Consider the following 18,799-nt stretch of genomic DNA (forward strand, 5'->3'; position numbering starts at 1 on the left):
CTTTCACGAAGGGGATAATGAATAAATAAAAAAATGATCATGCAATCCAAAAGATGATTGTATGATCATTTTTTTGTCTTTTATTTTTGGCTCTCGGCAAAATATTTTTCGTAAGGTGTAACATCAATGTTCATTTCGGCCAATTTTTTCCGCAAAAATTTATGGTCCCTTTTCGGCGTGGCAACGATGTAGCCTCTAATGATCAGTTCTTCTGTAATGCTTTTGGCTTTTTCTTTTACGGCAAGCTCGCTGATTTTTCCTGCAATGGACTCTTTGGCTTGCTGTCTGAATAATTCGGGTACGGGGCTGACCAGTTCATTCAATAGCTGTTTTGCTTCATCATTCCATAAATGCAAAGTCTTATTGATATAGTAATTTTGCCAATCCAACTCCGATTTTCCATCTTCTTTTGGCAATGATTTCAAAAACTTCCGGAACATAAAAAACCCGCCAATGGCCATCAAAATAACCATTATAAAACTCCAAACAACGAGTAACCACATTACCCAACCTACCAATTTGCTCACCTCTTTTTCTCTCTCTAAATCATTATAACAAGGAAGAAAAAATTTTCATTAACGTTGTCTCTATTTTTTCAACAAATTGATATATAGGTAGATGAAAGGGGGGAGAAGAAGATGGCCAACTTGACGTTCGAGCAAGGGACACTAAAACTCGTTTATGAAACGGGCGTTGATGAATCCGGCAATACGATTTTGGCGTCCAGAACTTACAGAAATGTGCGCAACAATGTGACAGCCGAGCAACTAGCCGGGGTGGTACAAGCATTCATCCAACTTTCCGGTCACCCGGTGGTCCAGGCTTCAGTGTCAAAAACGGAAAAAATCGAACTTTAATCTGTTAGGGGGGATAGTGAATGGCTAAGGTACTCGAAATGAAATTTGAAGCTGCCAACGGAAAGAATTTCACCATTTCAATCAATGATCCAAAACCGGATCTGACTCCATCAGATGTATCAAGCGCAATGGAAACCATCATGAATCAGGATGTGTTTCATGTAAATGGATCGGCGCTTGTTTCCATCAAACAGGCCCGCATGATTGATAAAACCATTGAAAATCTATTTTAATCTTTTGGAATCGGCAAAATCCTGAATGGATTTTGTCGATTTTCTAATCAATTGAAATTCGGCATGGTGTCCAATCGAAAGGGGAGATGCAAATGGAACAATGGATTACGCTCATTCAGGAAATCGGTTTTCCGATTGTCATTTCGTTTTATTTGCTGCATCGGATTGAAGTTAAGCTGGAAGCAATCTATTCGGTGCTTGCATCCATGAAAAGTATGAATGGAGAAAAAGTATTTGAATGAGAAGCAAGAAGTGAAATTTTTTTCACAAATTTGTTAAAAATCTTTCATGAGAAAAAGTTTTACTAAAATACGCCTTTCATTTATGATTAACATAGTATTCCAAGGGAGTTGAATCGTAATGAAGAAAAAGAAATTAATCATCATCACCTTGTTGCTGATTGTCGGGGTCCTATTATCTTCTTGCAGCAATTATAATTTTAAACCGACAATCGAGTATAAGATACAAGACTTTACTATGATTGATCATCGGGGAGAAACGGTTACTTTAGATGACTTAAAAGGGCAACCTTGGATTGCTATGTTTATTTTTACAAACTGCAAAACGATTTGCCAGCCAATGACGTTAAACATGTCGATAGTGCAAGAAAAATTGGTTGAAAAAGGCCTCGAAGATTACAAAATCGTCGGGTTTTCAGTAGACCCGGAAAATGATACGCCGGAAGCGTTATCCAAGTATTTGGACTACTTTACAGTTCCTGATGAATCGAAATGGCATCTGCTTACAGGCTATGATCAAAAATTCATCGAACAATTTGCACTTCAATCATTTAAAGCGCTTGTAAAAAAACCGGAAGATGATGATCAAGTGATTCATGGTTCCTCATTCTATCTCGTTGATGAAAATGGGGTTGCCGTAAAATATTATTCAGGTTATTCCGAAGAGGAAAATTCAGCTAAAGCTGTACCATATGATGAAATTGCATTGGATATGGAAACATTAATCAATAATATGAAGAAGAAATAAAAAATGCTTGGGGTTTCCCAAGCATTTTTTTATCAGCCTCTTAATGAATCAAAGACCTGTTTTAAATCGGCGATAATATCTTCCGCATTTTCTATTCCCACAGAAAAGCGCAAGAGACAATCGTCCACTCCGCGGGCAATTCGTTCTTCGTATGGAATGTCGGCATGTGTTTGAGTTGCAGGATATGTAATAAAGCTTTCCGGACCGCCTAAACTTTCGGCAAACGTAATGAGTTTCATATTTTTTAAGAACGGATTGACAAATTCAGGTTTCGTCAAACGGAATGAAAGCATTCCGCCTTTGCCGGTATACAGTACATCGGAAACTAAAGGTTCCTCTTTCAAATATGCAACGACTCTTTTCGCATTTTCATCATGCTGCTTCATTCTCACATGCAATGTTTTCAAACCGCGAATGACCAGCCAGCTATCGAAAGGGGACAGCACAAGCCCCATGCTGTTTTGATTAAATGACAATTTTTCGCTAAGCTCTTTCCCTTTTGAAACGACAAGACCGGCCAATGTATCGTTATGTCCCGCAATATATTTGGTCGCACTGTGCACAACAATATCCGCCCCATGTTCCATTGGCCGTTGGAAATATGGGGAGTAGAATGTATTATCAACGATAAATAACAAGTTATGTTTTTTGCAGATGTCATTGAAATAATCCAAATCAAATTCGATCATTAATGGATTTGTAGGTGTTTCAAGGAAAACGGCTTTCGTATGTTCGTTGATCAATCCTTCAACTTCTTCCACTTTTGAGAAGTACACCGGCCGGATTTGATACATTTCGTTAAATACTTTTAGTAAACGATAAGTCCCCCCATACACATCTTCCGGCAAAAGGATTTCATCACCCGGTTTGAAGATGGAAAGAACCAATTGAATGGCGGCCATTCCGGAGCTACAGGCAAAACCCGCATCTCCCCCCTCCAATTCCGCAATGCCATTTTCTAAAATTTCACGGGTCGGGTTTTTTGTTCGAATATAATCATATCCTGTAGATTCCCCAATGCCAGTGTGTCTATAGGCTGTGGACATATAAATTGGGGGATTTACAGCACCTGTTCGGATGTCACTTTGATTTCCCAATTGAACTAATTTTGTTTCAATCCAACTTTTTGTCATGACTGTCACTCTTTCCTTGAAATACTTTATTGAATTGTTTATTAAACAATTTATCACAGGTCTTAATTCAAAAACAATAGTTTCAAGAATTAATAAAATATTTCTTATTTTATAAATAGAAATAATAATAAAAACAATGAATTGAACTATTTTCCAAAATTCATTAGCGTTTTCAAATCAATTTTTCGTTTTTAGGTTATAATCAATGGTTAGAATAGTTAAATGCGCTCTCACAGGGGGAAATCATGGCTAAAAAGAAAAAACGGAAGAAACCTTTGATCAGTCCCGGAATGAAGTTTTTCCTGATCATTCTGCTCATTCCGGCATCAATGATTATTTACTCGTTTGTTTATTTCGCTTGGGAAGATTTGAAATCAATTATTTACCCTGAAGAATTATCTGAAATCGAAAAAATTCAAGAAGGATTTGACTTAAAAATACCGGAAGAATATATTCCAATCTACATAGCGGCCGGGGAAAAATACAATGTTCCATGGACGTTGCTTGCCGCCCATCATCGGGTGGAAACAAGATTTTCTACAATGGACACATTAGTCTCACCGGTGGGAGCGGAAGGGCATATGCAGTTCATGCCATGCACATTTGTTGGATGGGATCATCCTACCTGTGCGGGATTAGGGAAGGGAAACATTCCGGAATCTGAAAAAACCGATCCGAAAGTGATTGAAAAGTACGGCGGTTATGGAGTGGACGCGAATGGGGACGGTATTGCCGATCCGTTTGATATAGAAGATGCGATTTATAGTGCCGCCAATTTCTTGTCCAAATCCGGTGTACAGGATGGGGAAATTGAGAAAGCGGTTTTCCGTTATAACCACAGCAAGGAGTATGTAAAGAAAGTCCTGTATTATTATGAACAATATAATCGTGTCGGACCGTTATTGGAAAGGGAAGCATTGGCGGCGATTGACTGAAACGGATATGGATACGGAAACGAAAGGCAACGGTTTTTTGATGAAAGGCATTGTGGCCAACTTTATTGTTGGAAAAGAAAAATGATCATCCATTTGTCAGGATGATCATTTTTGATTTTTGTGAATGGGCAATTTTTAATCCGTTGCTTTTCTGAAACTTTTCATGATTAAACTTACAATGAAGACTAAAACCACGGAACCGATCAAAGCAGGGAAAATGTAGAAATTGGAGATTTCCCAACCCCAGTTTCCCAAAAATGCACTTCCAATCCAGGAGCCAATAATGCCCGCCACTATATTACCGATGATACCACCCGGAATATCTTTACCTACAATGACTCCTGCAAGCCAGCCGATGATTCCGCCGATAATTAAATACCAAATAAAATTCACGATTAATCCACTCCTTTAATTGTGTGCAACTTTTCTTGTGTTAGTGTGCTCAAATGCTTTGAAGATATGCAGACAATCCAAAGCGGGTTATCAATAAAATTTATTTTCAAAATATTTTGCAAATTGAACAAAAATGTCATATAATGTTCACAAAGAGGTCAAATATTTTGGGGATGGGGTGGATACATTATGCATATCACTATTAATGCATCTGAAAAATTAAATCGCCAAGGGATTATGTTTGCAATTCTTCATACGCTTGTATTATTCAATTTAGCCATCGACTTTACACTGGTTCCTATTATCTGATCTAACCCTCAAAGGGTTAGATTTTTTTTTGACAAAACTCAACAATCATTGTCTATACAGATGTCAAATACCCACTCATCATGATTAGTTTGCCGCCAAAAAAATTGATTATGTATCAACGGAGAAAAAACGGAATATTTCAAGTAAAGTGCAGCATTTAAATAGAAAGAAAACGTTTTCATTAAAATTCAAATTTTTAAAATTTTATAAAAAATTTCAAAAACCCTGTTGACGAAAGGGGCATTTTTGTACTATTATGACAACAATTTCACCGACAGTTTTTATAAAAGATGTTAAATGAGAATAATTGTCGGAAAATTTTTTATAACCCGTTTTTTTAAACATTGGAAATATTAGTATTTGTGAGGGGCGTTTGAAGTATGAGAAGTGATATGATCAAAGTAGGAGTTGACCGTGCTCCTCATCGTAGCTTACTTTATGCTACAGGCAAGGTAAAACCAAAAGACTTGGGAAAACCATTCATCGGTGTTTGCAACTCTTACATCGATATTATTCCAGGTCATGTACATTTACGTGAATTTGCTGAAGAAGTAAAAGAAGCGATCATTGAAGCAGGAGGAATTCCGTTTGAATTCAACACAATCGGTGTTGACGATGGAATTGCGATGGGTCACATCGGAATGCGTTACTCGTTGCCTAGCCGTGAACTGATTGCAGATTCTGCTGAAACAGTGATAAATGCTCACTGGTTTGATGGTGTATTCTTCATTCCAAACTGTGACAAAATCACGCCAGGAATGTTGATGGCTGCGGTTCGCACAAACGTTCCTTCCATATTCGTTTCCGGTGGACCGATGGAAGCGGGAAGAAGTGCCACAGGTAAACAATTGTCTCTAACTTCAGTTTTTGAAGGGATTGGGGCATTCAAATCCGGTCAAATGTCTGAGGAAGAATTTAAAGATATTGAAATGCACGCTTGTCCGACATGCGGATCCTGTTCGGGAATGTTTACTGCGAACTCCATGAACTGTTTAATGGAAATGCTGGGAGTTGCTCTTCCTGGAAATGGAACAATTGTTGCTACAAGCGAAAAGAGAAAAGAATTAATCCGTGAGGCTGCAAAACATTTAATTCGTATGATTGAAGAAGATGTCCGTCCACGCGACATCATCACAAAAGAAGCGATTGACGATGCCTTTGCACTGGATATGGCAATGGGCGGTTCAACAAATACAGTGCTGCACACATTGGCCATTGCCCACGAAGCAGGAATTGATTATAACTTGGAAGACATTAATAAAATCGCTGAACGCGTTCCATATATTGCGAAAATCATGCCAGCTTCCGACATTTCAATGGATGATGTCAATAAAGCCGGCGGAGTAAGTGCAATCATCAATGAATTGGCAAAAATCCCTGGCTGCATTCACCCGGATCGCATAACGGTAACCGGTAAAACAATCGGTGAACTTGTAAAAGATCATGAAATTACAAATATTGATGTCATCCGTACAAAAGACAATCCATACAGCAAGGTGGGAGGATTATCCATCCTTTATGGAAATATCGCACCTGAAGGATCTGTCATCAAAGTTGGTGCCGTAGATCCATCCATCAAAGTCTTTACTGGCGAAGCAATTGTCTTCAATTCGCAAGATGAAGCATTGGCTGCCATTGATTCCGGGGAAGTTAGGGAAGGACACGTTGTTGTCATTCGCTATGAAGGCCCTAAAGGCGGTCCTGGTATGCCGGAGATGCTTGCTCCGACTTCTGCCATTATGGGACGAGGCCTTGGAACAAAAGTGGCCTTGATTACAGATGGCCGTTTCAGCGGTGCATCAAGAGGAATTTCAATTGGCCATATTTCACCAGAAGCAGCTGAAGGCGGACCTATTGCATTAGTTGAAAATGGTGATATAATTGAAATCGATTTACCTAATCGGACAATCAATTTAAAAGTATCTGACGAAGAGTTGGAACAACGCCGTAAGAATTTAAAACCATTCGAACCGAAAATTAAAACCGGATGGTTAGCAAGATATTCAAAACTCGTGACAAACGCTTCTAAAGGCGGTATTATGAAAATATAATTTTCATAAAATTTCGATGAGTCTTGAACTTTAAAATATTTAATTATAAACGTATAACTCAATGATGAGGTAAAAGGATATAGAGCATTGTATCTACCAGAGAGTCGGGATTGGTGGAAACCGATGATACAACTATATCCGACATCCCCTCGGAGTGAGCTATTAAACGCGAAAACGCCATTAGATAGCTCCGGGCACTGTTTCGTGCACCGTTACCAATGAATAGCTATTCCATCTATGTTGCCGTGGGTGGAATGTGACAGCTATTCGCAGAGGTAGCGTTCTTGCTACGAAAAAGGGTGGTACCATGAAAAGTCTTTTTCATCCCTTCGCAAAAGGTAATCTTTTGCGGTGGAGAAAAAGGCTTTTTTATTTTAGATATTTTAGAAGGAGGATGTATACGAAATGACTGCAAATGCGTCAACAAACGCAAAAATGGATGCCTCACCATCAGGGATGCAGGAAGTTGAAAACAGACCGAAAAATGGTGCTGATATTTTAATTAAAGCGTTACATGATCAGGGTGTTGATATCGTCTTTGGCTACCCAGGCGGTGCTGTGTTGCACGTCTATGATGCAATGTATAAGAATCCGATCCGTCATATTTTGACTCGTCATGAACAAGGAGCTATCCACGCTGCAGAAGGATATGCGCGTGTTTTAAATAAACCGGGTGTTGTGATTGCGACAAGCGGTCCAGGTGCGACGAACCTAGTAACAGGAATTACCGATGCGATGATCGACTCGATTCCACTGGTGATTTTCACAGGGCAAGTGGCAACGACGGTGATTGGTTCGGATGCCTTCCAGGAAGCGGATATTATCGGAATTACGACTCCTATTACGAAACACAATTATCAAGTGCAGGATGTAAACGATATTCCGCGCATCGTCAAAGAAGCATTCCATATTGCGAACTCCGGAAGAAAAGGGCCTGTTCTCATCGACTTGCCAAAAAACATTTCGACAGCCATTTTTGATGAAGCAAAAGCAAATGTGCCGGATGAAGTGTATTTGCCAGGATACCAACCAAATTATAAACCGAATTATCTGCAAATTCAGAAAGCTATCCAGGCAATCAGCGAAGCGAAAAAGCCGGTAGTCCTTGTTGGAGCAGGGGTGCTCTTTGCAAATGCATGCGACGAACTTGTCGAATTTGTAGAGAAATACAAACTTCCTGTAGTCACAACATTACTTGGTTTAGGAAGCATTTCCGGCAATCACGAATTGAATTACGGCATGGCTGGAATGCACGGTGCGGTAGTGGCAAACGACGCGATTACAAAATCGGATTTGCTCATCAACATCGGTTCGCGTTTCGATGACCGTTTAACAGGTGATACATCGAGATTTGCACCGGAGGCGAAAATCATCCATATTGACATCGATCCTGCCGAAATCGGAAAGAATATTCGTACGGACATTCCGATTGTGGCAGACGCAAAAGAAGCGTTGAAAGCATTGTTGAAGAACGACTTCAACGCACCGGACACAGCTGAATGGATCGATTATTTGAACAGCGTCAGAGATGAATATCCATTCTGGTATGTGGAAGATGAAAAAGAAGTATTGCCGCAACAAATCATTGAAATGGTACACACAATCACGAACGGAGATGCGATTGTGACGACAGACGTAGGTCAGCACCAAATGTGGGCTGCCCAATACTATCTGCAAAATCACAGCCATCAATGGGTAACATCAGGCGGCCTTGGAACGATGGGATTCGGACTACCAGCCGCAATCGGAGCCCAATTTGCCAAACCGGATAAAAAAGTAATCTCCATTGTGGGAGATGCCGGTTTCCAAATGACATCCCAAGAACTTGCGTTATTGAAAGAATTCAACCTACCAGTGAAAGTCATTATCATCAACAATGCCGCTCTCGGCATGGTGCGCCAATGGCAAGAATTATTCTACGATAGCCGTTATTCACAAAGTTTAATGCCGGTTCAGCCGGATTTTGTGAAATTGGCTGAAGCTTACGGATTAAAAGGATATCGAATTCAGACAATCGATGAAGCAGAAAGAATTTTGGCAGAAGCGATCAATTCCGATGAGCCGGTTGTTGTTGATTGCCGTGTGAAACAACTGGAAAATGTGTACCCAATGGTGCCATCGGGCAAAGCGCTTCATGAAATGGTAGGGGTGAAAAAATTTTGAAACGAGTAATTACTGTAACAGTTATCAACCAAAGTGGCGTATTAAACCGTGTAACAGGTTTATTGATGAAAAGACAATTCAATATTGAATCCATTACGGTTGGTCATACAGAGCAACCGAACATTTCCAAAATGACACTGGTGGTCAATATTGAAGATGATGTGAAATTGGAACAGCTCATCAAACAATTGTCAAAACAAATTGATGTATTGAAGGTCAACGACATCACTGATAAAGCGATTGTTCTTCGTGAACTCGCACTTGTCAAAGTGGTATCGCCTCCGAATTTGAGACTTGAAATGAATGCCATTGTTGAGCCATTCCGGCCTCAAATCGTCGATACTTCAAAAAATGTTGTCACTTATCAAGTGATCGGCCATCCGGACAAAATCGATGCCTTTATCGAACTTGTCCGGCCATATGGAATCAAGGAATTGACGCGAACAGGCGTGACTGCTACTGTTCGTGAGGTGCAACAAACATTCTATGATCAAACACCTCTTTCGCTTTTAAAATAAATTTTTATTCAAGTTGTTAGTTCCAACAATGCAAAGATAGTTTTCTGAACTGTCTTTGTCATTGAAAAAATATAAATTATGAAAAGATTAACAATTTTAGGGGGAAAAGAAAGATGACAAAAATGTACTATCATAACGAAATTAATGAAACTGTATTAAAAGAGAAGAAAATTGCGGTAATCGGTTATGGATCCCAAGGGCATGCACATGCTCAAAACTTGAAAGAATCCGGTTTTGATGTACGTGTAGGTATTCGTCCAGGTAAATCTGCGGAACAAGCAAAACAAGATGGTTTGGATGTAAAATCTGTTGCTGAAGCATCCAAAGAAGCGGATGTTATCATGATTCTGCTTCCAGATGAAGCTCAAAAAGCGGTGTATGAAGCAGAAATCGCTCCAAACTTGGAGCCAGGAAACGCTTTGGTATTCGCTCATGGTTTCAACATTCACTATAAACAAATCGTACCTCCAGCAGATGTGGACGTATTCTTAGTAGCGCCAAAAGGTCCTGGTCACTTGGTTCGCCGCACTTACACTGAAGGTGCAGGGGTTCCGGCGTTGATCGGCGTTTACCAAGATGCAACTGGCAACGCAAAAGATCTTGCACTTGCTTGGGCTAAAGGTATCGGTTCCGCTCGTGCAGGTGTTCTTGAAACAACATTCAAAGAAGAAACAGAAACTGACTTATTCGGTGAACAAGCAGTACTTTGCGGTGGGGTAACTCACTTAATCAAAGCCGGTTTTGAAACATTAGTTGAAGCTGGTTACCAACCAGAAAGTGCATATTTCGAATGCTTGCATGAAATGAAATTAATCGTTGACTTAATTTACGAAGGCGGATTCTCCAACATGCGCTACTCCATCTCTGACACTGCTGAATGGGGCGACTATGTATCAGGTCCGCGCGTCATTACAGAAGATGTAAAAGCGAACATGAAAAAAGTGCTTGAAGATATTCAAAGCGGTAAATTTGCAAAAGAATGGCTTGAAGAAAACGCGAATGGCCGTCCACGTTACAATGAATACAAAAAACGCGAACAAGAACATCCAATTGAAAAAGTTGGAGCAGAGTTGCGTAAAATGATGCCTTTCATCAACGCTGGAAATCGAAAGGTCGTGATTAAATAGTGCGTAAGATCGATATTTTTGATACAACACTTCGAGATGGTGAACAATCACCTGGCATTAACTTAAACACTGCCGAAAAAATTGAAATTGCCAAACAATTGGAACGTCTAGGGGTTACAATCATTGAAGCAGGTTTCCCTGCTTCAAGCCCTGGCGACTTTGATGCAGTGAATAAAATCGCAAGCACAGTGAAAAATTCCATCGTAACGGGTCTAGCCCGCTGTGTGAAAAACGACATCGACCGCGCTTGGGAAGCGTTGAAAGTTGCCGAACAGCCACACGTCCATGTGTTCTTGGCAACTAGTCCAATCCATATGGAATACAAATTGAAAAAAACGCCGGATCAAGTGGTTGAACAGGCCGTGGAAGCTGTCAAATACGCAAAGAAATTCTTCCCGCTTGTGGAATGGTCAGCTGAAGACGGATTCCGATCCGACCGCGAATTTTTGGTCCGCATCATTGAAAAAGTCATTGAAGCCGGAGCGACAACGGTCAACGTTCCAGATACGGTTGGATATGCGACACCACAGGAATATGGTGAGCTGTTCAGATTTTTGAAAGAAAATGTCCGTGGAGCAGACAAAGTTAAATTTTCCGCACACTGCCACGATGACTTGGGTATGGCAGTCGCCAACTCACTGGCGGCACTTCAAAACGGGGCAGATCAAATTGAATGTACAATCAACGGTATCGGTGAACGTGCAGGAAATGCTTCATTAGAAGAAATTGCAGTGGCGCTTCATATTCGGAAAGATTTTTATGGTGCTGAAACTGGCATCAATTTGAAAGAGATTAAGAGAACATCTCAATTGGTAAGCCGCTTAACAGGATTCTTGGTGCCTCCAAACAAAGCGGTTGTCGGTAAAAACGCCTTTGCCCATGAATCCGGTATTCACCAGGATGGCGTGTTGAAAAACAAACAAACATATGAAATTATTTCTCCTGAATTGGTGGGAGAAGGTGAAGTGCCGCTTGTGCTTGGAAAACACTCCGGCCGCGCCGCATTCCGCGATCGCGCTGAAAAAATGGGCTTCCAGCTTTCCGATGAGAAATTAAATAAAGCCTTCGAAGAATTCAAAAAGCTTGCAGACCGCAAGAAAGAAATTACGGAAGAAGACTTGATCACATTATTGACTGAACAATCCGTATCCATTGAAGACATTCCAAAATTTGCATTGAATAGTGTTCAAGTATCATATGGTACTGACAACATTCCGACTGCGACTGCATCCGTGACCACTCCTGAGGGAGAAACGAAAACTCTTGCAGCAACAGGAGCAGGCTCTGTGGAAGCAATCTTTAATACGTTGGAACAATTGGTGGATACGAAAGTGCATGTAATGGATTTCCAAGTAACATCCGTCAGCAAAGGACGGGATGCGTTGGCGGATGCGGTTGTTAAAATCAGTTACAATGATGTGACGACAACTGGACGCGATTCTTCCCAAGACGTGCTTGAAGCAACTGCAAAAGCCTTTGTTGACGCCATTAACAGACATTTGATCCACGATAGTTTTGTTAAGAAACATATTGCCCAAATTTAAATGTTGTTAATCCATTTCGTGACGCCATCAAATATGCAAATGTTTGATGGCGTTTGTTAAAAATAGAAGCCATTTCAAAAAATTCTTTTATTCATCACTTCAAGGAAAGGTGTTTTTCACAATGGAAAAGAAAATTACGATACTTCCGGGTGACGGAATTGGTCCTGAAGTTGTTGCGGCGGCTGTTCGTGTACTTCAAGCAATCGGAAAACGGTATAAACATGAATTTCATTTAGCATATGCAGCGATTGGCGGTGCTGCCATCGATCAATTCAATACGCCACTTCCAGAAGAAACAATCGAAACATGCAGTCAAAGCGATGCGATTTTACTTGGAGCTGTCGGCGGTCCAAAATGGGATAACAACCCGCCTGAACTAAGACCTGAAAAAGGATTGTTGCAAATCCGCAAAACCTTTGATCTATTTGCGAACTTAAGACCGGTAAAATCTTTCCCAAGCCTATTGGATTCTTCACCATTGAAAAGAGAAGTTGCCGATAATGTGGATTTGTTGATTGTGCGCGAATTGACAGGCGGCATTTACTTCGGCGAGAAAAAACGCACCGAATCAGCAGCAAGCGATTTAAACATTTATACTCGTGAAGAAATCGAGCGCATTGTTGACAATGCATTCGAACTTGCAAAATTACGACGTGGAAGACTTTGTTCAGTGGATAAAGCGAATGTGCTTGAAACTTCCCGTTTATGGCGTGAAATCGTGGAAGAGAAAAAAGCTCAATACCCTGAAGTGGAAGTGGAACATAATTTAGTCGACTCTGTGGCAATGAAGCTTATCACAAATCCGAGCCATTATGATGTCATTGTGACAGATAATATGTTCGGAGATATTTTAAGTGATGAAGCATCTGTTATTACAGGTTCATTAGGGGTATTACCATCCGCTTCTATCCGTGGCGATTCTTTCGGTCTATACGAACCTGTCCATGGATCTGCCCCTGAAATCGCAGGTTTGGGCATTGCGAACCCGGCAGCTACGATTCTTTCAGTTGCCATGATGCTCCGTTACTCCTTCGGCATGAAAGAAGAAGCGGCGGAAATCGAACGGGCGGTGAATGCCGTATTTGAAGATGGTTACTTCACTAGAGACCTTGCGAAAGATAAAGACAGCGCATTGACTACAGATGAATGGACGGATAAAGTCATTGCGGAAATCGATACAAATTTTGTAGCTGATAGTATTATGGAATCATATATTTAAAGGTTGGTGGTAAAGATGGCGAAAAATATTATTGAAAAAGTTTGGGAATCACATGTGGTACATCGGGAAGAAGGGAAACCGGATTTACTCTATATCGATCTTCATTTAATTCATGAAGTAACATCTCCACAAGCCTTTGAAGGTTTAAGACTTGCTGGCCGGAAAGTCCGTCGTCCGGATCTTTGCTTCGCGACGATGGACCATAACGTTCCTACCAAAGATATTTTTACAATCAATGACCCGATTGCGAAAAAACAAATCAACACATTAGCGAAAAACTGTGAAGAGTTTGGCATTCAACTTGCAGATATCGGCCATCCGGATCAAGGGATTGTGCACGTGATTGGTCCGGAACTCGGCTTGACACAACCGGGCAAAACCATCGTTTGCGGTGACTCCCATACTTCCACACACGGTGCTTTTGGGGCATTGGCCTTTGGTATCGGTACTTCAGAAGTGGAACACGTCCTTTCCACACAAACATTATGGCAAAATAAACCGAAAACATTGGAAATTCGTGTAAATGGAAAACTGGGCTTCGGTGTGACAGCAAAAGACATCATTCTTGCCATTATTGCCAAATGGGGAGTCGGCTTAGGTACAGGTCATATTATTGAATTTACCGGTGAAGCAATCCGTAATCTTTCAATGGAAGAACGCATGACAATCTGTAATATGTCCATTGAAGCGGGTGCGAAAGCCGGTCTGATTTCTCCGGATGAAAAAACGGTTGAATTCTTACGTGGGCGTCGCTTTGCTCCAAAAGAAGAATTTGACAAAGCCGCTGAATATTGGTTGAGTTTGGCATCTGACCCAGGATGCACATATGACAAAGTGCTTGAAATCGATGCAAGTGAAATTGAACCATATGTCACTTGGGGAACAAATCCATCCATGGGTACAGGAATTACTGGACATGTGCCTACTGCGGATGATTATGAATCAGAAACGGACAAACAAGCGTTAAGAAAAGCCCTTGAATATATGGGATTGGAAGAAGGCCAGCCAATCACGTCCATTGAAATTCAGCACGTATTTATCGGTTCTTGTACGAACTCACGTTTATCCGATTTGCGCACAGCAGCACAAATTGTAAAAGGAAAGAAAGTGGCGCCAGGCGTTCGTGCGATCGTTGTTCCTGGATCCCATTCAGTTAAAAAAGCGGCGGAAGAAGAAGGTTTGGACAAAATCTTTATTGAAGCCGGTTTTGAATGGCGCAACTCCGGATGTTCCGCATGTCTTGGCATGAACGAAGACATCATTCCGGCTGGTGAACGTTGTGCTTCCACTTCCAACCGGAACTTTGAAGGCCGTCAAGGTGCCGGGGCACGCACACACTTAGTAAGCCCGGCAATGGCGGCGGCGGCAGCAATCGAAGGCCGCTTCGTCGATGTCCGAGAATATTTAAAACAAGAACAAGAAGCATAATGAAAGGGCGGGGGACAAATGGAGCCAATTAATGTTGTAAAAAGTGTCATAGCACCATTGGATCGAAAAAATGTTGATACAGACCAAATCATTTCAAAGGAATTCTTAAAACGGATCGAACGTACAGGTTTCGGAAAATATTTGTTCTATCACTGGCGTTATGATGAAAATGGAAACGAAATTCCTGACTTCGTTTTAAATAAACCGGAATATAAAGAAGCAAAAATTTTGGTGGCACAAGACAACTTTGGATGCGGTTCTTCCCGGGAACACGCGCCATGGGCCATTTTGGATTATGGATTTAGAGTGATTATCGCTCCTAGTTTTGCTGATATTTTCCATAACAACTGCTTCAAAAACGGAATTTTGCCTGTAAAATTAAAAGAAGAAGAAGTAGATGAAATCTTAGCAAAAGGTCTTCAAAAACCATATACGGTGGAAGTCAACTTATCCGAACAAACTGTCACTGGGGAAGATGGAGCGGTTTACCACTTTAATATTGATCCTTATTACAAAGAAATGTTGTTAAACGGTTGGGACGAAATTGCATTAACGTTTAAATATGAAGATGAAATTAAAGCATATGAAGAAAAACGGGTCTTATTTAAATAAGAAGAAAACGGAAGGGCGTCTACTGGCGCCCTTGAATTTTTATTCTGCGATTTTCATGTCATTAAAAAAGCGGTTCTCTCATAACGAGAGGCCGCCAATATAGTATTTGCAGGCAATACAAACCGATGACAATGATTACAAAACAACCAATGCATGAGAGCCTAATTGTTCATATGCCCGGAAAAAGGTTTTCTCATCAATTTTTTCAATGCCTGTCAACGGATTCATAATGGTCACTTTTCCGTTTCCGTAACCAGTCATCACGACCGCATGCAGATTTTTATATATACCATGTTTTTTATTTGTTCCTTCAATCACCCAATAACCGGATTTGCGGGGTTCCTTCCAATCGATTGTGACCCAGGTCAAAACCGGCACTCCGGATTTTACATAATCGATCAGTTCCTCTTTTGTTGCGCCTGTAATATCCAACGCGCGAAATTCGGCGTTCTCATCCTCTAAAATTTGGTTGGCCACATCGACCAATGGCGGTGCATACACGTAATATCCGCCATCCTTCTCTTTCGGACTTCCCGCATAAGCTTTATTCGGATCCGGTCCGTACATGACACCTTTTTTTGTATATACCTTTCCTTTAGGCAATACTTCATTCATTTTGATTTTATCCATTTTAAGACCATAATAATTTAAAATGGCAGTCAATGAAGTGATTTCACAACCGTTCGGCAACTCCGGATTTTGCAAGACAACAGGAACCTTCAAGCTGTCTTGTGGAGAGGCGTTAAATGTTTGAATTTGCACCACCGGTTTTTCGGGCATAAATACGACGGTTTCCCTGGATTGTTCCATCCATTCTCCCTGATCGGATATTCGATAAATGACAATATCATAAGGCTGTTCCGGCTGAACTTGATCAAAATAAACCATGCCTTCCTGATCAACGATTCCACGATCAATTTCTTGCTTCGTTTCAAAATCAAGCAGCACAACCCCCAGATTAGGCACACCTTGTTGGCTGGAAAATTCCACTGCTTGCACAGTCAGAACTTCCGACGGTTTCGTGGAAAGTTGCATTGGGCTGTATTGTTGTCTGCTCGAAAATTTCAATTCCTGGCTTTCCATCGATGGCGAACAACCGGCCAATAACATGATGGAAATGCCGACTGTTAATAGGGGATATTTTTTCATTTCATATTGCCACTCCCAACCCTTGATCAAAATGCATGCAGTAGTCTAGTCTAAATGTTTTATCCAAACCGAGAAATGAAACGCATCTGAAAAACTTTATCTTATTGTTGCATCTATCAATAAAAAAATACGGTTTTTTTTCATTTTCCATAAACTGAATTAGGATGTAACGACTAATTTTTCGGAAAATTCATAAGTAACTGGACTTATTTTAAATTAGAAACCATTAACATAACAAGAAACTATATATAATTATACTATATAAAAGAAAAAAGGGATGGATTCGATGAAAGAAGAAAACATAACGGGAATGGTTGAAAAATTAAAAGTCCTTTCTTCCATCTTAGAAAAAAATTCATACATAAAAGATACTTCCTTCAAACTGGACCAGCTCATTGAAGATGCCCAATCACCCTATAGGATTTTATTCATAGGCAGTGAGATTGAAGGAAAAAACACCTTGATTAATGCGCTTGTTGAAAGAAATTTGTTGCCGGAAAAAAATGAACCCCATGTCAATATTTTTATCCGATACGGCCAAAAAGAGTGTATACGTGCGATTCTAGTTGATGGCACAGCCGCTTATTTTGGGATGGAGCATCTTTATTTATTCACAGATAAAAATACATATATCGGACAGTTTCTAAAAACATACATAAAGTATATTGAAATTTATCTTCGATGCGATTTGTTGAAAAACGTGATCTTGATGAACACCATTTCTATGGAAAAAGGGGAAATCAACATTTCCGATGCGCTATTGCAACGGACGGATGAAGTGTTTTGGGTCTTGGGCAACCATTGCAATGTCGCTGATCGGGAAATAAGTGTTATCAAGAAAATATATCGGCAAGGATACCGGACTTATTTAATTATCAACACGGATCAATATAATGAACAGAAGATGGCACGTTTCCTCCATTATTTGCAAAAGGGGTGCGGCCATATGATCGAAGAGTTTGTCGGCGTTTCGGCCAAACAGGCAATGGAAGCAAAAAAATCCCATCAAATCCAACTTTTCATCGACAGCCGGATCCACCGGTTAGTGGATAAAATCAACCATATCGCCAATAAAAAAGATAAACGGGAAAGAAATATTGCTCTCCGATTTAAGCAATGGATGGTTTTGCTTGAAAGGGAAGTGCATGGAATCAAAGAAAGGGAACCATTCATGTCCATGCGGGACCGATTGGAAAAATATTTGAATGGTGGGCATTCGATAGAGCAGTCCATTGTTGAAAAAAATTTAAAGATATTATCGGATTATGAAAAAGAATACGCCCACGTCAGCCAGGTTTTACAGGAGGTACAAACCCTGTACCAGTTGCTCAAAGTGATTGAATATGAAAAGTATTTAATGAATGACAGTGTGGAACTGTTTGTCGCCCTTGCGCTAAAATATCATGAAAAGGTTCGGGAATACCGCAGCCTTCATAGTGAGTATATGATGGAATATCAATATTACGAAAAACTTGAAAAAAAATTTGTCCGCAATAAAATGTTGAAACCGCTCTTTCAAGATCAATCCAATGAAGCGGAAATGTTATTGAAAAAAGCGGAAAAGTTGAATCGGCTTCAGAGAAAATGCAAAGAAACTTATAATGCCATAAAAAGAATCGAATTTGATTTATTGAACGACTTATATACCGTGCAAACGATGATCAACGAACTGGCGGAACAGCAGCTGGAGAAAATCGTCAATAAGGCACGGCACTTGAAAGATATACATAATAAGGAACTTATGAACATTGAAAAATATATTAATAAATTGAAGGAATTTGAATGCCTCAAGGAGATGCAGGAATATCTGCAGCAAGATTTGAAAGCATTTATTGAAAGGGAACAACTGGCATTTTCTAAAGATGAAATGGTACATATTCTTTCGGCCATCGATCAGATTTCAGCATCCGATCTGTTCGGGGATGTGGATGTATTCAATCATTTAACGGTCGACTCAATGGCTCAACATTTTACACTGGCTGTGGATTTTAAGGAAAAATACCCTTTCTCTCCGTTAGTCTTGACGGAAACGGATATCATCTCTGATATACCGCCAATCCCCGCTCCTGTCGAAATACAGCAAATACTGGAAGAACAAAAAACCCAATAAAAAGAGGGATGGAGCTTTCCATCCCTTTATT

General features: G+C 40.4%; 18 protein-coding genes. 14 read left to right on the top strand and 4 right to left on the bottom strand.

Annotated elements, in window-relative coordinates:
- Positions 1–80: 80 nt before the first annotated feature.
- Positions 81–503: a DUF2621 domain-containing protein gene (locus tag NST13_RS03205; RefSeq protein WP_342471302.1), complete on the bottom strand. Its 423-nt coding sequence runs from the start codon at positions 501–503 to the stop codon at positions 81–83.
- 135 nt (positions 504–638) lie between these two features.
- Here NST13_RS03205 and NST13_RS03210 point away from each other — a divergent pair, with 135 nt between their 5' ends.
- The 4 genes from NST13_RS03210 to NST13_RS03225 all read left to right on the top strand — a co-directional run bounded on the left by NST13_RS03210 (position 639) and on the right by NST13_RS03225 (position 2,077).
- Complete coding sequence (locus tag NST13_RS03210) at positions 639–857, top strand: DUF1659 domain-containing protein (RefSeq protein WP_342469434.1); 219 nt, start codon at positions 639–641, stop codon at positions 855–857.
- 20 nt (positions 858–877) lie between these two features.
- Positions 878–1,090 carry a DUF2922 domain-containing protein gene (locus NST13_RS03215; RefSeq protein WP_342469433.1) on the top strand — a complete coding sequence of 71 codons (213 nt, stop codon included), beginning with the start codon at positions 878–880 and terminating at the stop codon, positions 1,088–1,090.
- Positions 1,091–1,182: 92 nt separating this feature from the next.
- Positions 1,183–1,332 carry a YvrJ family protein gene (locus tag NST13_RS03220; RefSeq protein ID WP_342469432.1) on the top strand — a complete coding sequence of 50 codons (150 nt, stop codon included), beginning with the start codon at positions 1,183–1,185 and terminating at the stop codon, positions 1,330–1,332.
- A gap of 118 nt (positions 1,333–1,450) precedes the next feature.
- Entirely contained in the window at positions 1,451–2,077 is a 627-nt protein-coding gene (locus NST13_RS03225; RefSeq protein WP_342581400.1) for an SCO family protein, read from the top strand.
- Between the two features lie 32 nt (positions 2,078–2,109).
- Here NST13_RS03225 and NST13_RS03230 read toward each other — a convergent pair whose 3' ends face one another.
- Positions 2,110–3,210 carry a methionine biosynthesis PLP-dependent protein gene (locus tag NST13_RS03230; protein WP_342581401.1) on the bottom strand — a complete coding sequence of 367 codons (1,101 nt, stop codon included), beginning with the start codon at positions 3,208–3,210 and terminating at the stop codon, positions 2,110–2,112.
- Between the two features lie 245 nt (positions 3,211–3,455).
- Here NST13_RS03230 and NST13_RS03235 point away from each other — a divergent pair, with 245 nt between their 5' ends.
- Positions 3,456–4,145: a lytic transglycosylase domain-containing protein gene (locus NST13_RS03235; protein ID WP_342469429.1), complete on the top strand. Its 690-nt coding sequence runs from the start codon at positions 3,456–3,458 to the stop codon at positions 4,143–4,145.
- 135 nt (positions 4,146–4,280) lie between these two features.
- Here the strand turns inward: NST13_RS03235 and NST13_RS03240 are convergent, their stop codons facing one another.
- A complete protein-coding gene (locus NST13_RS03240) occupies positions 4,281–4,538 on the bottom strand; it encodes a GlsB/YeaQ/YmgE family stress response membrane protein (RefSeq protein ID WP_342469428.1) in 258 nt (85 codons plus the stop codon).
- A gap of 689 nt (positions 4,539–5,227) precedes the next feature.
- Between NST13_RS03240 and ilvD the strand changes: the two genes are divergently transcribed.
- The 8 genes from ilvD (at position 5,228) to leuD (ending at position 15,509) form a co-directional block, all read left to right on the top strand.
- Positions 5,228–6,898: a dihydroxy-acid dehydratase gene (gene ilvD / locus NST13_RS03245; RefSeq protein ID WP_342469427.1), complete on the top strand. Its 1,671-nt coding sequence runs from the start codon at positions 5,228–5,230 to the stop codon at positions 6,896–6,898.
- A gap of 405 nt (positions 6,899–7,303) precedes the next feature.
- On the top strand, positions 7,304–9,061 hold the full coding sequence (ilvB, locus tag NST13_RS03250; RefSeq protein ID WP_342581402.1) for a biosynthetic-type acetolactate synthase large subunit: 1,758 nt from the start codon (positions 7,304–7,306) through the stop codon (positions 9,059–9,061).
- Positions 9,058–9,579, top strand: a complete 522-nt coding sequence (gene ilvN, locus NST13_RS03255; RefSeq protein WP_342469425.1) for an acetolactate synthase small subunit — start codon at positions 9,058–9,060, stop codon at positions 9,577–9,579. Before ilvB ends, ilvN begins: the two co-directional genes overlap by 4 nt.
- 113 nt (positions 9,580–9,692) lie before the next feature.
- Positions 9,693–10,706 (top strand): ketol-acid reductoisomerase, encoded by a 1,014-nt coding sequence (ilvC, locus tag NST13_RS03260; RefSeq protein ID WP_342469424.1) that lies wholly within the window; start codon positions 9,693–9,695, stop codon positions 10,704–10,706.
- Positions 10,706–12,250, top strand: a complete 1,545-nt coding sequence (locus tag NST13_RS03265; RefSeq protein WP_342469423.1) for a 2-isopropylmalate synthase — start codon at positions 10,706–10,708, stop codon at positions 12,248–12,250. The genes ilvC and NST13_RS03265 overlap by 1 nt, the downstream gene beginning before the upstream one ends.
- A 121-nt stretch (positions 12,251–12,371) precedes the next feature.
- On the top strand, positions 12,372–13,469 hold the full coding sequence (leuB, locus tag NST13_RS03270; RefSeq protein WP_342469421.1) for a 3-isopropylmalate dehydrogenase: 1,098 nt from the start codon (positions 12,372–12,374) through the stop codon (positions 13,467–13,469).
- A gap of 15 nt (positions 13,470–13,484) precedes the next feature.
- Positions 13,485–14,897 carry a 3-isopropylmalate dehydratase large subunit gene (leuC, locus tag NST13_RS03275; protein WP_342581403.1) on the top strand — a complete coding sequence of 471 codons (1,413 nt, stop codon included), beginning with the start codon at positions 13,485–13,487 and terminating at the stop codon, positions 14,895–14,897.
- A gap of 18 nt (positions 14,898–14,915) precedes the next feature.
- Positions 14,916–15,509, top strand: a complete 594-nt coding sequence (gene leuD / locus NST13_RS03280; RefSeq protein ID WP_342581404.1) for a 3-isopropylmalate dehydratase small subunit — start codon at positions 14,916–14,918, stop codon at positions 15,507–15,509.
- A gap of 135 nt (positions 15,510–15,644) precedes the next feature.
- Here the strand turns inward: leuD and NST13_RS03285 are convergent, their stop codons facing one another.
- Positions 15,645–16,658, bottom strand: a complete 1,014-nt coding sequence (locus NST13_RS03285; RefSeq protein WP_342469418.1) for a C39 family peptidase — start codon at positions 16,656–16,658, stop codon at positions 15,645–15,647.
- Between the two features lie 286 nt (positions 16,659–16,944).
- Here NST13_RS03285 and NST13_RS03290 point away from each other — a divergent pair, with 286 nt between their 5' ends.
- The gene (locus NST13_RS03290; protein WP_342469417.1) at positions 16,945–18,768 is read left to right on the top strand and encodes a hypothetical protein; all 1,824 of its coding nucleotides are present in this window, start codon (positions 16,945–16,947) and stop codon (positions 18,766–18,768) included.
- The last annotated feature ends 31 nt before the right edge of the window (positions 18,769–18,799 follow it).

The sequence above is a fragment of the Ureibacillus sp. FSL W7-1570 genome, from assembly GCF_038593265.1.
In the GTDB taxonomy this organism is placed as follows: Bacteria; Bacillota; Bacilli; order Bacillales_A; family Planococcaceae; genus Ureibacillus; species Ureibacillus suwonensis.